This window comes from Citrobacter sp. wls757, assembly GCF_005280935.1.
GTDB classification, from domain to species: Bacteria; Pseudomonadota; Gammaproteobacteria; order Enterobacterales; family Enterobacteriaceae; genus Citrobacter; species Citrobacter portucalensis.
The window spans coordinates 28,714-44,442 of record NZ_SZWU01000072.1; the positions used below are offsets into that span (position 1 = coordinate 28,714).

Here is a 15,729-nt window from a genome sequence, read left to right on the forward strand (position 1 = left end):
CATGGGCGTCTCGCTGGTGGTGCATCCGCAGAATCCCTACATTCCAACCAGCCATGCCAACGTACGGTTTTTTATCGCGGAAAAACCGGGGGCCGATCCCGTGTGGTGGTTTGGCGGCGGCTTTGACTTAACGCCCTACTACGGCTTTGATGAGGATGCGGTTCACTGGCATCGCACGGCGCGGGACCTGTGCCAGCCGTTTGGCGATGACGTTTATCCACGTTACAAAAAGTGGTGCGATGACTACTTCTTCCTCAAGCACCGCAACGAGCAGCGCGGCATTGGCGGGCTGTTTTTCGATGATTTGAATACCCCTGATTTCGACCACTGCTTCGCTTTTATGCAGGCGGTAGGTCAAGGATACACCGAGGCGTATCTGCCCATCGTCGAACGCCGCAAAATGATGAGCTGGGGCGAGCGCGAGCGTAATTTTCAGCTTTATCGTCGTGGGCGATATGTGGAATTTAATCTGGTGTGGGATCGCGGCACGTTGTTCGGTTTGCAAACCGGCGGACGCACGGAGTCGATTCTGATGTCGATGCCGCCGCTGGTACGCTGGGAGTATGACTGGCAGCCGGAAGCGAACAGCCCGGAAGCTGCCCTTAGCGAGTTTATTCAGGTCCGCGACTGGGTGTAATTGCCTGATGGCGCTACGCTTATCCGGCCTACAACAACGGCAAACCCGTAGGCCGGATAAGATGCGTTAGCGTCGCATCCGGCACAATAATCTCATCATGCCCACTGGCGCATACGCTGATGCAGCGTCAACGACGGTTTCTCCGCAAACAGCTGCTGGTAGTCGGTGGCAAACTGCCCTAAATGCCAGAATCCCCACTGCATGGCGGCGTCTTTCACCGTCGCACTCTGCGACCATGGGCTTATCAACTCACGGCGCACGGCGTTCAGGCGAATACGTTTCAGCCAGGCATTCGGGCCAATACCGAGGATCGCGTGAAAGGCGTTTTGCAACGTCCGGCGGCTAACGTGCAGCTGATTGCATAAGTCGAGCACGGTCAGCGGCTCTGACATATTTTCCAGCACGTATTCGCGCGCACGTGACAGCAAGCGACGATAGCTCTGATGGCTGATGCTTTCCGCAGTCATAATCGGCTGCGCTTCTTCCAGCATGGTGCCCATCGCCAGCAGCAGGTTATCCCCTAACACTTTACGCACCGCGGGTTGGTGAAGGTTTTCAGGATTCTCACTAAACGTCGCCAGCGCCTGCTGCACAAAGCCCCATAGCGCGGCTTTGTGTTGTTCTTTAACTTCCAGCGCCGACTGATTGCGCAGCATATGCAACCCCCTTTCCGGGTTATGCAGGAAGTTGGCCTGACGAGCTATGGCCTCTTCCGAAATGACGACACCCAAAATGGTGTAATCATCCGGCGTACTCAGTTCAAACTCCGTCCCGCCTGGGCGGGTGGCAATTTCAGCGCTACCCAAACACTGGGTACCAATAAATCCCTGCTCGCCGCGCGTGGCCGGAATGCCAAACCAAAATGAGTTTGGCCAGACAAGGCACGACTGACGCAGCGCCAGTCCGGTGTATTCACGGAACACCTGAATATCATCGAGCAGGATTTCCGTGAACTCGCCATGAAATTTTCCCGGATGCAGTTGGTCGTAGATCTGCTGCCAGGCGGTAATCGTCAGCGCGTGCTCATACACATCCGTTGTTCGCCGTTGGTGAACGTTGTCCACTTCCACTTTCGGCGTCAGTTTAACGTCTTCGGGTAATACTTCATGATAAAGATGGTGCAAGTTTGCAGTACGGTTCTTTTTCATGATCTTTTAAGCCGGAAGCTTCAACGAAGCCCCCGGCCCTCCGACAGGTTAATTTTTTAAGCGGTAGCGACTACTGCGTTTACGCAACGCTCCATCAGAAAAGAGCTGTTCCAGCGCATTTCTGGCTTCATCAAGTGACCAGCCAAAGTGGGCCGCCACTTCCCCTGCCGTCATTCCTTGACGGACCGATGCTAACAGCGTCAGAAGTTGGGCAGAGGATTCAGACGTCACTGGGGCGTCCTGTGTCTTCTCTGGTTTCGCTTCTGTTTTCGCTTCTGGCTTCTGTTCAGGTTTCTTCGGCTGGCGTTTAAAACCGCCGATCAGCCACTGGGTGTCATCGTCCGGCCGGCCTATTTCCTTACGGCTGATAACACGGCCCGTACGCGCTGCGGCTGCACTGCCAGCATCCAGCGCTGCGCGGCATGCCGCCAGATCGCCTTCCACCACCAGCGTCAGTCGACCAGGATCGAGCACTTCGTGGCTAAGCAGACGCACGTTCGCGGCTTTCAGCATGGCATCGGCCGCGTCCACGGCAGCCACCATGCCATCCACTTCCAGTAATCCCAGTGCATTGATCATCACTACCTCTCTTACGCGCGCTGGATTGGATTACGGGCAATATCCAGAACGGCATCGGCAAAGGCGTTACATGCGGCTTTACAAGCGGCCTGGCTACCGGTCAAAAACGCGGCTGAATAGTTGGTTTCTGACGGCGGTGGTACATAGGTCACCAGTTGTACATCGGCAGATTTCAGCGCGGCATCAATACCAAATGTCGCTTCCAGCGGCGGTGCTACCAGATACGCCATCGGATCGCCCAGTCGGCATCCCGCGGTTGCGGAGAGATACGAACCGGTACGCGAAACCACATGCGCCAGGAAGGCGGTATCTTCTGCGTCATTCGCCCACTGGAATGCCGCCCCGCTTTCAATATTGGCCACCATCGCGTCCAGACCCGCGCGAACTTCGGCCGGGTTTGGTCCACCGAGCATAATCAGCACTTCGCCCGATGTTGGAGAGGGGCTGTGCGCCGCACCGGCATACAGCGAGCGGCCATAAACCACTTCGACCATTGCCTGTTTTGTCGCTTCGTCTGCGGCAATATACGCCACGTCATCAGAATCTGCTGTGATGAGTCCGAGGCTACGTATATGTGGCGGTAATTTAAGTTCGCGGGCAAAACCGTCATTTACCGAGGCAATCACACGCATTGCGGTGACTGAAGGTCTAATTAAATCTAATGCTGGCATGATGCCTCCTTAACGGGTCATATTGATGCCGGATGCTTTTTGCTCCAGCATGCGCTTGGCCAAATCCACAATCACCGCCGCCGCTTCAACCGGTGGCGTACCGCCCTGGTGAATGTTCGAGATACAGGTACGATCAGCCTCAACGGTGGTCGCCACACGCGGTGAATAGACGGCATAGCAAGAAAGACTTTCCGACTGGCCGAGGCCCGGACGTTCACCAACCAGCAGGATCACCGCTTTTGCACCCAGCAGTTCGCCGATCTGATCTTCGATTTTCACGCGCCCATAGCGAACAAAGAACGGCGTCCCGACCTTCAATCCGGCCTGTTTTAAGCCCGACAACAGCGGCGGCAGGATCTCTTCATAGTTAGCGGTAATCGCGTCGGTAGACAGGCCATCAGAAATAATCACCTGCACATCCGGATTCATTACACACTGTGATTTCAGTGCTTCAATGGCTTCCGCACTCAGACGACGCCCCATATCCGGACGCGTCAGATACAGGTTTTTGTCGCTGATTTCCGAGCGCACTTCCAGTAGCCCCTGGGCTTTTACCCACTCTTCCGGCACTTCTTTCAATACCGTATCTTTCGAACGCGAGTGGTCAGCCAGGAAACGCAGCAGCGCCTGGGTACGCGGACGAGGACCGGCACGACCGGTACATACACGCGCAGCGGTGCTACGGCGAAGTTCAGTCAGCACCTCTGCACGGTGCGGATTCTCAACGCCAATCCACGCTTTGGCTTCGGCTGAGCCTAAGTCCATCGCGCAGCTTTCACCGGTCGGCGCGGCGCACTGCGTGGTGCTGCATTTTGCTGGTGCTGACGGTTCTTGAGCCTGCGGTTGAGACTCACCCATTGACGCCATTACGCTGCGTACAATTTCTTCAATCTGTTTTTGATCCATCGTGTGTCATCCCCGCGTCATCAGAAGAACAGTGACGGATCGCCCGCCCGTTTGGTCAGGCGACCGTTTGCCATAATGCCCATGGTTTCCAGCCAGCGTTCAAACTCCGGCGACGGACGCAGGTTCAGCAGCTGACGCACGGTCGCGGTGTCATGGAAGGCGGTGGTCTGATAGTTGAGCATGATGTCGTCACCGAGCGGCATGCCCATGATGTAGTTGCAGCCAGCGGTGGCGAGCAGAATCATCAGGTTTTCGTTAAGGTTCTGGTCAGCATCAGCATGGTTGGTGTAGCAGCAGTCGCAGCCCATTGAGATGCCGCTCAGCTTGCCCATAAAGTGATCTTCCAGACCCGCGCGAATAATCTGACGGTCGTTGTAGAGATACTCCGGCCCGATAAAGCCCACCACGGTGTTCACCAGGAACGGATCATAGTGGCGTGCCAGCCCGTAGTTACGCGCTTCCATCGTCACCTGATCGGCGCCGAAGTTCGCGCCCGCGGAAAGTGCAGACCCTTGCCCGGTTTCGAAGTACAGGCAGTTTTCCCCGGCGATACGGTTGAACTCAGCGCCCACTGCGCGCGCTTCATCCAGCATGGCCAGCTCAACGCCAAACTCTTTTAAGCCTTTTTCGCTACCGCAGATACTCTGGAAAATCAGCCCGCCCGGCGCGCCGCGACGAATCGCTTCGATCTGGGTAGTCACGTGTGCCAGTACGCAGCCCTGGGTCGGGATGTTGAATTTGTCGATAACGCCGTACACGGTATCCAGTACGCGGCTTAAGTTTTCCACGTCATCCGTTACCGGGTTTACGCCGATCACCGCATCGCCCGCCCCGAAGGACAGCCCTTCGTAGATTTGTGCGGCAATACTCTGCACGTCATCACGGGTGTCGTTCGGCTGCAAACGGCAGCTGAAGGTGCCCGGCAGACCGATGGTGGTATTGGCCTTTTTGATCACCGGCATTTTCTTACCGCCGTAGATCAGGTCCGCGTTAGAGCAGATTTTTGCTACCGCAGCGACCACTTCCGACGTTAACCCTTTGCGCGTAAACGCAATGTCATCAACGGAGGTTTCATCGCTCAGCACGTACTCGCGCAGCTCGCTGATACTCCAGTTTTTGATACGGTTATAGGCCGTCTCGTTGACGTCATCCTGAATCAGACGAGTAACACAGTCCTCTTCATAGGAAATCACCGGGTTATTGCGGATATCCGCCACCGTCATTTCCGACAGTACCTGCTTGGCCGCCACGCGCTCCTGCGAACTGGTTGCGGCCACTCCTGCCAGCACATCCCCCGAACGCAGTTCGTTGGCTTTTGCCAGCACCTCTTTAACATCCTTAAACTGATAAACATTGCCGAACAATGTGGTCTTTAGTTTCATAAGTCGTTCCCTCAGGAAGGAAATGCGAGTGATTTCACCGTCACCGGCACAACCGATCCGCCAAAAAGAGGCGTACCAATGTCGATATAGTCCCCCGCCCGGACAACCACCTCATCGATGACTGCCAGCGGGTGTTGCTGTAACTGTGGGCGTAACAGCATGCCCAGGGCCTTACCAAAATCCTGCTCGGCTACCACCAGCAGGGGATGCGGATTCGGATAGCGCGCGACAAAGGCCAGCAGCGCATCAATCACCGTTAACAGCGCGGCGTAGCGCACCGGCAGCGAACCGGGCAACGCCAGCACGTAGGCGTCTGTTTGCGGGTCCAGATCGAGCTGCATTAGCGCCTGTTGCCAGGCGGCCACCAAATCAGCCTCATCAACCGGAATCGCCACCGGCAGATTGCGCAGCGGAAGCGCCACACCTTCCAGCCAGATGGTGCTGCCCGAAAGCGACAGCGTATGCGCACCGGCGCCAATCACCGTGGCGCGCACGGTTTGCGCCGGGAACTGCACGTTCATCTCACGCAGGCGCGGATGTTCATGCAGCGCCGTTGCTAACAGCGGGCCAATGTCGGAAAAACAGAACGGATCGGCTGGTTGGTTGCGGTAGCACTCGCCCACCCCGCCGGACAACGTAATCACTTCCGGTTTCACGCCCGCCGGTAACAGGCCGGTTTGCATCAGCGCCTGCGCCAGCGGTGATAACGTACCGTCAATCACCTCCACAATCAGCGCCGCCATCCGTCGGGCTACCTGAACAAGCTGCGCCGCATTGAGGGTTCGGGCGTCGGTGCCCGGACCAAATACGTCATCAACAATCATCTGCCCCGGCTGATGCGCATGTACTACTCGTCCCTGGCCGTTCGTTTCCAGCAGTCGCCCGCCGACGTTGAGGCAAGCCGAACCGCTGACCTTTCCAGCATCAAACAGAACGTAGTTCGACGTACCGCCACCGATATCGATGTTCAGTACGCGGCACAACTTCTGCTCGGACAGGGTTTGTGCCCCCGCACCGTGACCGGCAATCACCGATTCCAGATGCGGACCGGCGCTGGCCACAACAAAATCCCCCAGCGACTGAGAGAGCGTCATCACCGCCGGACGCGCATTACGGGTTTTGGCACTTTCTCCGGTGATGATGATCGCGCCGGAATCGACAGTCTCAGGTGCAATACCCGCCGCCTGATACTGGGCGAGGATCAGCGCCTTAAGTTCGGCCTCTTTCAACCCGCCCTGCTTATCAACGGGGGTAAAGAACACCGGGCTTTGCCAGCTAATTTCGCGTTTGATGAATTCGTAGCGCGGCACCTGCGACACTGCCGCACGGTTGACTAACTCAAGGCGCGAGAAAATCACCTGAGTGGTAGTGGTGCCGATATCGATACCGACGCTCAATAGCTGGCGAGTATTCACGATTGCGCCTCCGGGTTGGTTTCTACTTCTGCTGGCACATCTTCATCTTTCGGTACCAACAGCATAGCCACACCAATCGCCGTCACACCGCCAATCAACTTGCCGACAATCATCGGGAAGATCATCGCGTTCATGTTGGCAGCGGCGAAGCCTAAGTGGTCACCCAGTGCAAAGGCCGCGGAGACCGCAAAGGCGCAGTTGATCACTTTGCCGCGGGTATCCATATTCTTCATCATGCCGAACATTGGGATGTTGTTCGCCAGCGTCGCAACCATACCGGCAGCCGCAATATTATTGATTTTTAACAGGTTACCGACGCTCATCAGCGGTTTTTCAAACCAGCGGGTCAGCAGCAGTACCATTGGGTACGCACCGAGCAGTACGCAGGAAATAGAACCGATAACTTCGATGGCGCGCATCACTTCACCCGGCTTGTCGCCCGGAGCCATGAAGATAGGATCAAGACCTGGGATCAGCTCCCAGCCGAGCAGGAATTTGACCACTGCTGCTGCCAGGCCGATGGTGATCAGCGCCACCAGGAATTTCGCGAAGATCTGGAAGCCGTTGATCATTTTTTCCGGGATGAATTTCAGTCCCAGCGCCACCAGCACAGCCACGATCATCACGGGAATCATATTCATCAGGATCAGCGCGAAGGTGAACTCCACCGGCTGTCCGTTGATTTCGACGCCGGAGTACATCGCAATCAAACCGCCCGCAATACAACCAATCGGAATGGTGACAATACCCGCCAGCACGCCCAGCGCCAGATAGCGACGGTCAGACGGTTCAATAATCCCCAGCGCAACCGGAATGGAGAAGACCAGCGTCGGCCCCATCATCGCCCCGAGGATCAGGCCAGAGTACAGCCACGCCGCAACGTCGCCGCCCGCCAGTTCTTTCGCCAGGAAGAAGCCGCCCATATCGCACGCCAGCAGCGTTCCGGCAAACATCGACGGGTTCGCGCCCAGCATTTCATACAGCGGAATAATTACTGGCCCGAGCACATGCGCCAGTACCGGCGCCAGCGCGGTCATACCGACCATCGCCAGACCCAGCGCGCCCATCGCCATAAAACCTTCTTCAAACTGGCCGCCCGATCCCTCAATACTCTTACCGAACTTACCGAGGAAGCGTGCCGAACCGCCGAACTGCGACAGGATCCTGTCCACGGCGGCAATCAGCATAAAGAACATCATGATGTACATGATGATTTCGTTAATTCCCATAGCCCCTACTCCCTGTCATTTGTGATTTGTAGGCCGGATAAGACGTTTACGTCGCCTCCGGCATTAACGCCGTGTTATTGCCGGATGGTGGTGCGAGCACCTTATCCGGCCTACAGGCATTACCCGGCAGCCGCGTACAGGTCGATGATCTGTGCCTGCGTGGCGGTGCGTGGGTTACTGCGAATACAAATATCCTCCAGCGCGGCGTGAGCCCATGCGCTGTACTGCTCGGGCTTTGCCCCAACGTCAGAGAGTCGTTTGGTCTGGCCCACTTCGCTAATCAACTCGCTGACCGCGTTGATAGCATCACGATCGTCCGATTTCTTGTTGGTTAACGCGCGTCCGATATGGCTAAAGCGCTCACGACACACCATGCGGTTGAACCCCATTACCGTGGGAAGCAGCATGGCGTTAGCCTGTCCGTGTGGAATGTGCAACGTCGCCCCCGGCTGGTGCGCCATCGCATGGCACAGGCCAAGCCCAGCGCTGGAAAACGCCATCCCGGCCATACAGGAAGCCAGCAGCATGCTTTCGCGCGCAGCCAGATCCTGACCGTAGCCGACGGCCTTCGGCAGCGATTTACCGATCATCGCTATCGCGCCAATCGCCAGGCTGTCGGTAAACGGCGTCGCGTTCAGTGCGCTATACGCTTCAACGGCGTGCGTCAGTGCATCAATCCCGGTCATCGCCGTTACGTGCGCAGGCACGCCTTCCGTCAATGCGGCGTCAAGGATCGCCACATCCGGCATCAGGGTTGCGTGGGCCAGCACTTTTTTGAGTCCGGTCGCGGCGTCGATAATCACCGTGACGTTCGTGGTTTCTGAGCCCGTTCCGGCGGTAGTCGGTACGGCAATCAGCGGCAGACGCGGGCGTAACACGCTACGCTCGTCCATGTCAGCCAGCGTCTGGGTAGGATTGGTCACCAGCAACGCCACTGCCTTGGCGGCATCCAGCACGGAACCGCCGCCGAAAGCCACGACACCGTCGCACTTTGATTCACGCAGTTGCGCGACTGCCGCGCAGACGTCCGTAATGCACGGTTCACCTACCGGACATGGCCACAGCGTCATTGCCACACCTTTCATCGCCAGGCTGCGCTCCAGTGCGGCGGTCATCCCCGCCTGATGCAGAAAGCTGTCAACCATGACGAACATATGCGTCAGTCCGCGCGTTTGTGCTTCCTGTCCGCAGGTACTAAGCGCTCCCAGTCCACATAACGTAACCGGGGGAACGCTAAACGTTTTTACGCGTTGCAGATTCAGGGTATCGAATGCCTGAAAGAGCGCGGTCTGCAATTCAGCTTGCATAGATTCCTTCCGCTTTTTCTTTTCCGCTGTTTGCAATCGCCAGCGGAGTCATAAACAGGCTGTGCTGGGGTAAATGCACCTGCAGCTCCGGGAAACGCTTACGGAACAGTTCATCAACGCCTGGCTGCATACAGGAGCCACCCGCCAGCCACAAATCAGCGACATCCTGTCCGGCAATATGGTGCGCCACGATTTCCGCCATCTTTTCGTAGACAGGCTTCACCACCGGCCAGATTTCTTTGCCATTGCTGCGCTTGTACTGCTCGGCTTCTTCCAACTGGATACGACGGTTCCCGGCCAGCGTCAGAGAGATATGGTGCCCGCCAGTCGCTTCATCAGCGGAGTAAGTCACTTTGCCCTGTTTAACAATCGCAATCCCGGTAGTGCCACCACCAATATCCACCACGCCGGCGTTATCAAGCTGCAACAGATCCGCCACCGCGGTTGGTTCGTCGAGGACATGGCTCACTTCAAGCCCGGCAGACTCCAGCACGTTAATAGAGATGCGTGGGTCAGTTCCCGGTGGAAACGAGGTTGCCGCATGGGTAAAACGGCAACCCAGTTGTTGTTCGAGCGTATCGAGATGGCGACGAACGATGGTCACCGCACCAAAGAAATCCCAAACGATGCCATCGCGCACGACATCGGCCCAGTCCAGGCAAACCGCGACCGGCTGTCCGTCACTGTCCACAACCATCGACACCACATCACACGTTCCCAAATCAATGCCCAACCACAGCGGTGAATCGCTCTTTGCGGGCGTCTGGTTACATAGCGTTGCCGCTTTTAGCAGTCTGGGTGTCAACCAACGTTGTTCGTCGTGCGCCATCTCATTTACTCCTTATACAATTCTGAAGGCGTCTACCAACACACAGCGACGCAGACGCACAAACGTACGCGCACTGGTCACCCCTTCCCCGGTTGGTGTGGTAATAGTCATCGTGGTCCAGCCTTCACCGCCCAGTCCAAGACCGGCAATGCACGGTCCGTTCTTAACGAAGATGCTGGTATCAATGGCGTTTGCCATACGGTTCATATTTTCGATATTGCGTGAGTGCATCGCCGCCGTATGGTGGCAGCCGCCTTCCAGCTTGACCGCCAGTTCAATGGCTTCATCGACGTTGGCAACTCGCACGACCGGCAGCACCGGCATCATCAGTTCGGTAACGGCAAACGGATGCGTCGCGGAGGTCTCGACGAATAACAGACGGGTTTGCTCCGGTACGTTCAGACCAATCGCCGCAGCGATTTTTCCGGCATCGCGCCCGACCCAGTCACGACTGACTGTGCCTTTACCGCGCTCATCGATATTTTTCAGCAGCACCGGCTGCAGCTGTTCGGCCTGAGCCGCTGTCAGTTTCACCGCATGCTGGCTTTCCATCAGACGCATCAGTTCATCAGCGACGCTATCGACCACGATCAGCACTTTTTCGTCGGCGCAGATGATGTTGTTATCAAACGATGCACCTTTGACTATCGACTGCGCCGCGCGTGCCAGGTCAGCCGTTTCATCAACCACCACTGGTGGATTACCCGCACCAGCGGCAATCAGACGTTTGTTGGTGTGCTTACGCGCGGCGTCCACTACGGCTTCACCACCGGTCACCACCAGCAGGCCGATACCTGGGTACTTGAACAGACGCTGCGCAGTCTCGATATCCGGGTTGGCAACCGTCACCAACAGGTTTGCCGGACCGCCTGCGGCAACTACCGCCTGGTTAAGCAGAGTGATAGCGCGCTGAGAGACTTTTTTCGCCGCCGGATGCGGTGCGAAGACCACGCTGTTACCAGCGGCAATCAGGCTGATGGCGTTGTTAATGACGGTCGCGGCCGGGTTGGTGGATGGAGTTACCGAGGCCACCACGCCCCACGGTGCGTTTTCAATCAGCGTCAGACCGTTATCGCCGGTCAGAACCTGTGGAGACAGGCATTCCACACCCGGCGTGCCGCGCGCCTGCGCCACGTTTTTGGCAAATTTATCTTCGACGCGTCCCATGCCGGTTTCAGTGACGGCAAGTTCCGCTAATTCTCTGGCGTGCTTTTCGCCCGCCTCACGTAGGGCCGTGATAGCCAGTTGGCGCATGGCGACGCTTTTCAACCCCTGTTGGGCCAGTTTTGCTGCCGCCACTGCGTCATCCAGGGAGGCAAAAACGCCCATTTCTTGAACGGCACTGACGGGTTGGCTGCTGTCTTTCATTTTCAGCAGTACCGCTTTCACGACCTGTTCAATATCCTGTTGATTCATGATTTTCTGCCTTATTTATGGAAGATCACCTGACCACCTGCCACCACTTCATCGACAATGCCAATCACGCACAGATCGACAGGCGATGATTCATTCCGGTGCGCCTGACGGGCGGAGCTTCCGCTGACCAGCAGCACCCACTCTCCGGTTCCCGCCCCGATGCTGTCGATAGCAACAGCACATTGCCCGTCGGGATTTCCCTGGGCGTCAATCATTTCCACCATCAGCAACTTGTCGTGCGCGAGCCCCTGATGGCGTACGGTACAAACAATTTGTCCTGTAACGATTGCCAGTTTCATACGCGCCTCCGTGGCATATTTCAGGTAAAACCTCCCCCTACCCTCCGCAGAAGGTAATGTGAAAAGGAGAGAGGGTGACGCCAGCAATGAAGTCTGTGGCGTCACATGGACGACTTACATGTCGTTGCTGTCGCCTTTAAAGCTGATCGGGAACACTTCTTCCAGATCGCCGTGCGGACGTGGGATCACGTGTACTGAAACCAGCTCGCCAATACGCTGTGCTGCCGCAGCACCTGCGTCCGTTGCAGCTTTACATGCCGCTACGTCGCCACGGACCATGGCAGTGACCAGACCGCCACCGATCTGCTTCACGCCAACCAGTTTCACGCGTGCCGCTTTAACCATTGCGTCAGAAGCCTCAATCAGTGCAACCAGGCCCCGGGTTTCAATCATTCCTAATGCTTCCATTATGCTTTCCTCTTAAGTCAAAGGGGGTCCAGAACGGGACCTTATACAACCAGTGTGTGCGAGGCGTTTTCACGACTCATGTCAGTCTGGCGCGGCACTGCTGCCACCAACGCCAGTTCGATAATTTCCTGTACGCTACAGCCACGAGAGAGATCATGAAGCGGTGCGGCAAGCCCTTGAATCAACGGACCTACTGCGCGATACCCTCCCAGACGCTGAGCGATTTTGTATCCAATATTGCCTGCCTCGAGCGATGGGAAGACCATCACATTGGCATTGCCCTTTAACGGACTGGCGGGCGCTTTTTGCGCTGCGACATCCGGAACAAAGGCGGCATCAAATTGCAGTTCTCCGTCCACGGTAAGCTGCGGGGCACGCTCACGAACGATCTCGGTCGCCTGCTGCACGTTAACGACGTTAGGATGGCGAGCACTGCCATTACTTGAAAACGACAGCATGGCGACGCGCGGCTCTTCACCAGTGATCGCCTGCCATGTCTGCGCGCTGGCAATCGCAATATCCGCCAACTGTGCGGCGGTGGGCTGCGGCACGACGCTGCAATCGGCAAAACCTAATGACGGACCAAGGTACTGCGGCAGCATCAGGAAAATTGACGACAGCGTTTTACAGCCAGGCTGTAGCCCGATAATGCGTAATCCGGCACGCAGCACGTTCGCTGTTGATGAGAGATTGCCCGCAATACAGACGTCAGCTTTACCCGCGCTAACCATTGCAGCGGCGAACATCAGCGGATCGTTGAGTTTTTCCAGCGCATCCGCAGGCGTTTTATCTCCCGCGCGGGCCAGCCAGCGCAGCGCAAACTCTTCGCGCATTGGCTGATTGCTTTGCGGATCGATAACCTGAATGCCATCCATTGCCACCCGGTGGCTGAGGGCAAACTGGCGCAGCGCAAACGGACTGGCAACGAGAATGGGATGTGCCAGACCGTGCTGATGCAGGTAATTCGCCGCCTTCAGCACCCGGACATCCAGCGCATCCGGGAACACCACCCGTGCCGGTGAGCGTTGGGCGAGTTGACGAGCACGTTCAATGATCATTGCTTCTCCCCCAGTCGCTGTTGAATTTGGTTAACCGTCAGCGGATGCTTCGCAACGCTCAGAATCATCATCACGTAGACCGTACTGGAAAGGCGGTTGAGCGCCTGCATAATGTCCGGTCGCATAACCTCAAAACTGCGAGTGATGAACACCTGGGCCGCCACCGTCTCCGTTTCACGGACTTTGGTACGCAGCAGATTAAGCAGCGCGCAATCACGTCCGTGGCTGGCTTCAGGCACCAGGTGGTCGTGGTCCAGATAGCGCAGCGGTTGATGAGAAAGACGGTGTAAATCTTCGTCACTTAAACCCACGACAGCTTGTGCTGCCAGCGGCTCATCCATGGCGTCAGCGCGCATAATATTGCCCAGGCGCGAGCGGATATCCGCCAGCCACGGCTGCCACGGTTCTGCCATCTCAATCTGCAACCACACAGCCAGGGCGATGGTGCTGTCCAGCGCGGCGCGAAATCCCAGACGCGGATCGCTTTTGGCAACCATCTTGTCCGCCGTCAGATGCGTCAGGGTGTCCGGTTTCTTCGCCACCGGTTGATGGCACAGTTCGCAGCGGGCCTGTGGATGCGTATCGCTGCTGGTTAATCCATGCACCGGCTGCGGCTGCTGTTCTTCGTCATCAATAAACAGGCTGCCCTGCTCGTCGATAAACTTAATACGCAGATGTCGGCTTTCCAGTAATTCCCGGGCAGACGGCGTCAGGCGAGCGTCAGCGGGGAGATGAATTTCAGCCCCTTCGCTGAGCGTATGATTCGCTCTGAGCCATGCTTCGGTAATGAAATCCTTCATACATCCGCCTTAGCAGGACTGCCAGTTCGCAGGCCAGGCCACATACAGAAACTTCACCGTCGATGGCGTACCAAATTCGATGCTGGAACCTTTCGGGATAAACATGACGTCCCCGGCTTTTGCAATCATGGTTTCGCCTTCGTGGCGAACGTGCAGCTCGCCTTCCAGAATCATGTCGATTTCGTCGTAGTTCAGCGTCCATGGGAAAAAAGCGTTATCCCACTGCATGAACCCGGCGGCCATGCTGCTACCGTCCTGGTCGGTCACCAGATCGGTTAAGCCCACGCAGTGCGGCTGCGCGCCGTCAAAACGACCAAACTTCACGCTGCTGCCGTCGATGACTTTGACGCCGCCTTTGCCGGTTACCGAGCTAAAACTCGGCTGCATTCCGCCCTGCTCCAGCGACTGCTTCTCCTTCATAACTTTGTCCATCAGCTGGGCGACCAGGCTTTCGGTAAACTGCCCTTCCGGTAACTGCGCAATGATGGTTTCGCGAATGCGCTGGCTTTCCGTTTTGCCATCATCAACCGCCGCCGGTACAGCAGCAGTTGGCGCGGATTCATCGCATTCACTGATGGTAACGCCCAGCAGCTCCGCAACTTCGCGCGCCTCCGGGGTGATGATGCTGGCGCGCAGAACAACCGACATTTCCTGTTCGCCGCGTGCGTGGGCCGCACGAATATCGTTAGCTGTGATGAGTTTTTTCACCTGCCCTTTCCTCCTTTTGGCTGAGCTCAGTCAGATAATCCACCAGGTGCTGCACGCTGCGCGGGTCATGGCTATTGAGCTCAAAAATCGGCTCCTGAAACCCCATCCCGCGAAGTAGTTGTCGCGTTGCGGCGACGTCGGCATCCGGCATGTCCGTTTTACTGATAACGGCGATTTGTCGTTTACTGGCGCCGATATCCAACAGCCCGGCAGGTAAGCGACTTTCTTTATCATTTGCCGCGTGTATATAAATCAACGTATCGACATCCTGCAGCGTGGTAATTAAGGCGTGATACCAGCGCGGATGGCTAAAATATTCCCCTGGCGTATCGATATCGCCATTTTCATTAAACTCCACGGCCTGTGTTTTTCTGGCGAGGGAATAATTCCCCTGTAGCGCATTAAAGAGCGTTGTTTTCCCCGCCCCCACCGTACCGACAAATGCAATACGTTTCATCGCCGCCTCTGATTAACTTTTTGTCAGGTTGCACAAAGTGAAATTTAATAATCGACCCAGACCACTTACCGTCTGTAATAACGCTTCTTCTACTGCGCCTACCGAACCGTAGATCACCAGTGCGCCGCTGAATCTATCGAGAAAACCGATATGTACATCCGCCGCCTTCATGGCTAAGTCACCGGCAATCATCGCGGTTTCGCCTGGCGTCAGCGTCATGATGCCGATAGCGCCCGCTTCGGGTACGCCGATCTTTTTCGCCAATTCCTCGCCGGGGTGCGCAATGAGATGCGCCAGCGTGACCTGTTTCCCCGGCACAAATTCCTGAATAATGCGTTCTTTTTCCATTGCTCACCGCCTCCGCTAAAACTGCCCTCATCGTGGCAATTTTTTGTCAGAGTAAATAACAAAATTCGGCAACCAGGTTTAAAAGGTGAAGTAGATCACTAAGAAAGGGAAAATAAAAAGGCGCGGGAGAAA

18 protein-coding genes are annotated in these 15,729 nt (G+C 56.6%); 1 reads left to right on the forward strand and 17 read right to left on the reverse strand.

Going from position 1 to position 15,729, the window contains the following annotated elements:
* The coding region (gene hemF / locus FDW94_RS19815) for an oxygen-dependent coproporphyrinogen oxidase (RefSeq protein ID WP_249358651.1) at positions 1-637 on the forward strand (637 nt) is incomplete at its 5' end.
* 95 nt (positions 638-732) lie between these two features.
* Here the strand turns inward: hemF and eutR are convergent.
* The 17 genes from eutR to eutS all read right to left on the reverse strand — a co-directional run bounded on the left by eutR (position 733) and on the right by eutS (position 15,597).
* The gene (gene eutR / locus FDW94_RS19825; RefSeq protein WP_137378135.1) at positions 733-1,785 is read right to left on the reverse strand and encodes an HTH-type transcriptional regulator EutR; all 1,053 of its coding nucleotides are present in this window, start codon (positions 1,783-1,785) and stop codon (positions 733-735) included.
* A 48-nt stretch (positions 1,786-1,833) separates the two neighbouring features.
* Entirely contained in the window at positions 1,834-2,364 is a 531-nt protein-coding gene (gene eutK, locus FDW94_RS19830) for an ethanolamine utilization microcompartment protein EutK (RefSeq protein ID WP_137378136.1), read from the reverse strand.
* Between the two features lie 11 nt (positions 2,365-2,375).
* The gene (eutL, locus tag FDW94_RS19835; protein WP_003838537.1) at positions 2,376-3,035 is read right to left on the reverse strand and encodes an ethanolamine utilization microcompartment protein EutL; all 660 of its coding nucleotides are present in this window, start codon (positions 3,033-3,035) and stop codon (positions 2,376-2,378) included.
* A gap of 9 nt (positions 3,036-3,044) precedes the next feature.
* Entirely contained in the window at positions 3,045-3,941 is an 897-nt protein-coding gene (eutC, locus tag FDW94_RS19840; protein WP_008785418.1) for an ethanolamine ammonia-lyase subunit EutC, read from the reverse strand.
* 20 nt (positions 3,942-3,961) lie between these two features.
* Positions 3,962-5,323, reverse strand: coding sequence for an ethanolamine ammonia-lyase subunit alpha (gene eutB, locus FDW94_RS19845; RefSeq protein WP_003038029.1), 1,362 nt, complete (start codon positions 5,321-5,323; stop codon positions 3,962-3,964).
* Between the two features lie 11 nt (positions 5,324-5,334).
* Positions 5,335-6,738: an ethanolamine ammonia-lyase reactivating factor EutA gene (eutA, locus tag FDW94_RS19850; protein WP_079935156.1), complete on the reverse strand. Its 1,404-nt coding sequence runs from the start codon at positions 6,736-6,738 to the stop codon at positions 5,335-5,337.
* A complete protein-coding gene (gene eutH, locus FDW94_RS19855) occupies positions 6,735-7,967 on the reverse strand; it encodes an ethanolamine utilization protein EutH (protein ID WP_137378137.1) in 1,233 nt (410 codons plus the stop codon). Before eutH ends, eutA begins: the two co-directional genes overlap by 4 nt.
* A gap of 119 nt (positions 7,968-8,086) precedes the next feature.
* Positions 8,087-9,274, reverse strand: coding sequence for an ethanolamine utilization ethanol dehydrogenase EutG (gene eutG / locus FDW94_RS19860; RefSeq protein WP_008785420.1), 1,188 nt, complete (start codon positions 9,272-9,274; stop codon positions 8,087-8,089).
* On the reverse strand, positions 9,264-10,103 hold the full coding sequence (gene eutJ / locus FDW94_RS19865; protein ID WP_048234757.1) for an ethanolamine utilization protein EutJ: 840 nt from the start codon (positions 10,101-10,103) through the stop codon (positions 9,264-9,266). Before eutJ ends, eutG begins: the two co-directional genes overlap by 11 nt.
* A gap of 12 nt (positions 10,104-10,115) precedes the next feature.
* Positions 10,116-11,519, reverse strand: a complete 1,404-nt coding sequence (locus tag FDW94_RS19870) for an aldehyde dehydrogenase family protein (RefSeq protein WP_003835050.1) — start codon at positions 11,517-11,519, stop codon at positions 10,116-10,118.
* 11 nt (positions 11,520-11,530) lie between these two features.
* Positions 11,531-11,818 carry an ethanolamine utilization microcompartment protein EutN gene (gene eutN, locus FDW94_RS19875; RefSeq protein ID WP_003038011.1) on the reverse strand — a complete coding sequence of 96 codons (288 nt, stop codon included), beginning with the start codon at positions 11,816-11,818 and terminating at the stop codon, positions 11,531-11,533.
* 114 nt (positions 11,819-11,932) lie between these two features.
* Positions 11,933-12,226 carry an ethanolamine utilization microcompartment protein EutM gene (eutM, locus tag FDW94_RS19880; RefSeq protein WP_003835054.1) on the reverse strand — a complete coding sequence of 98 codons (294 nt, stop codon included), beginning with the start codon at positions 12,224-12,226 and terminating at the stop codon, positions 11,933-11,935.
* A gap of 41 nt (positions 12,227-12,267) precedes the next feature.
* Complete coding sequence (gene pta, locus FDW94_RS19885; protein ID WP_137378138.1) at positions 12,268-13,284, reverse strand: phosphate acetyltransferase; 1,017 nt, start codon at positions 13,282-13,284, stop codon at positions 12,268-12,270.
* Positions 13,281-14,084, reverse strand: a complete 804-nt coding sequence (eutT, locus tag FDW94_RS19890) for an ethanolamine utilization cob(I)yrinic acid a,c-diamide adenosyltransferase EutT (RefSeq protein ID WP_137378139.1) — start codon at positions 14,082-14,084, stop codon at positions 13,281-13,283. The genes pta and eutT overlap by 4 nt, the downstream gene beginning before the upstream one ends.
* A gap of 9 nt (positions 14,085-14,093) precedes the next feature.
* The gene (gene eutQ, locus FDW94_RS19895) at positions 14,094-14,792 is read right to left on the reverse strand and encodes an ethanolamine utilization acetate kinase EutQ (protein ID WP_103285614.1); all 699 of its coding nucleotides are present in this window, start codon (positions 14,790-14,792) and stop codon (positions 14,094-14,096) included.
* A complete protein-coding gene (gene eutP, locus FDW94_RS19900) occupies positions 14,770-15,249 on the reverse strand; it encodes an ethanolamine utilization acetate kinase EutP (protein ID WP_003037998.1) in 480 nt (159 codons plus the stop codon). The genes eutQ and eutP overlap by 23 nt, the downstream gene beginning before the upstream one ends.
* Before the next feature lie 12 nt (positions 15,250-15,261).
* Entirely contained in the window at positions 15,262-15,597 is a 336-nt protein-coding gene (gene eutS / locus FDW94_RS19905) for an ethanolamine utilization microcompartment protein EutS (protein ID WP_003037995.1), read from the reverse strand.
* Positions 15,598-15,729 lie beyond the last annotated feature (132 nt).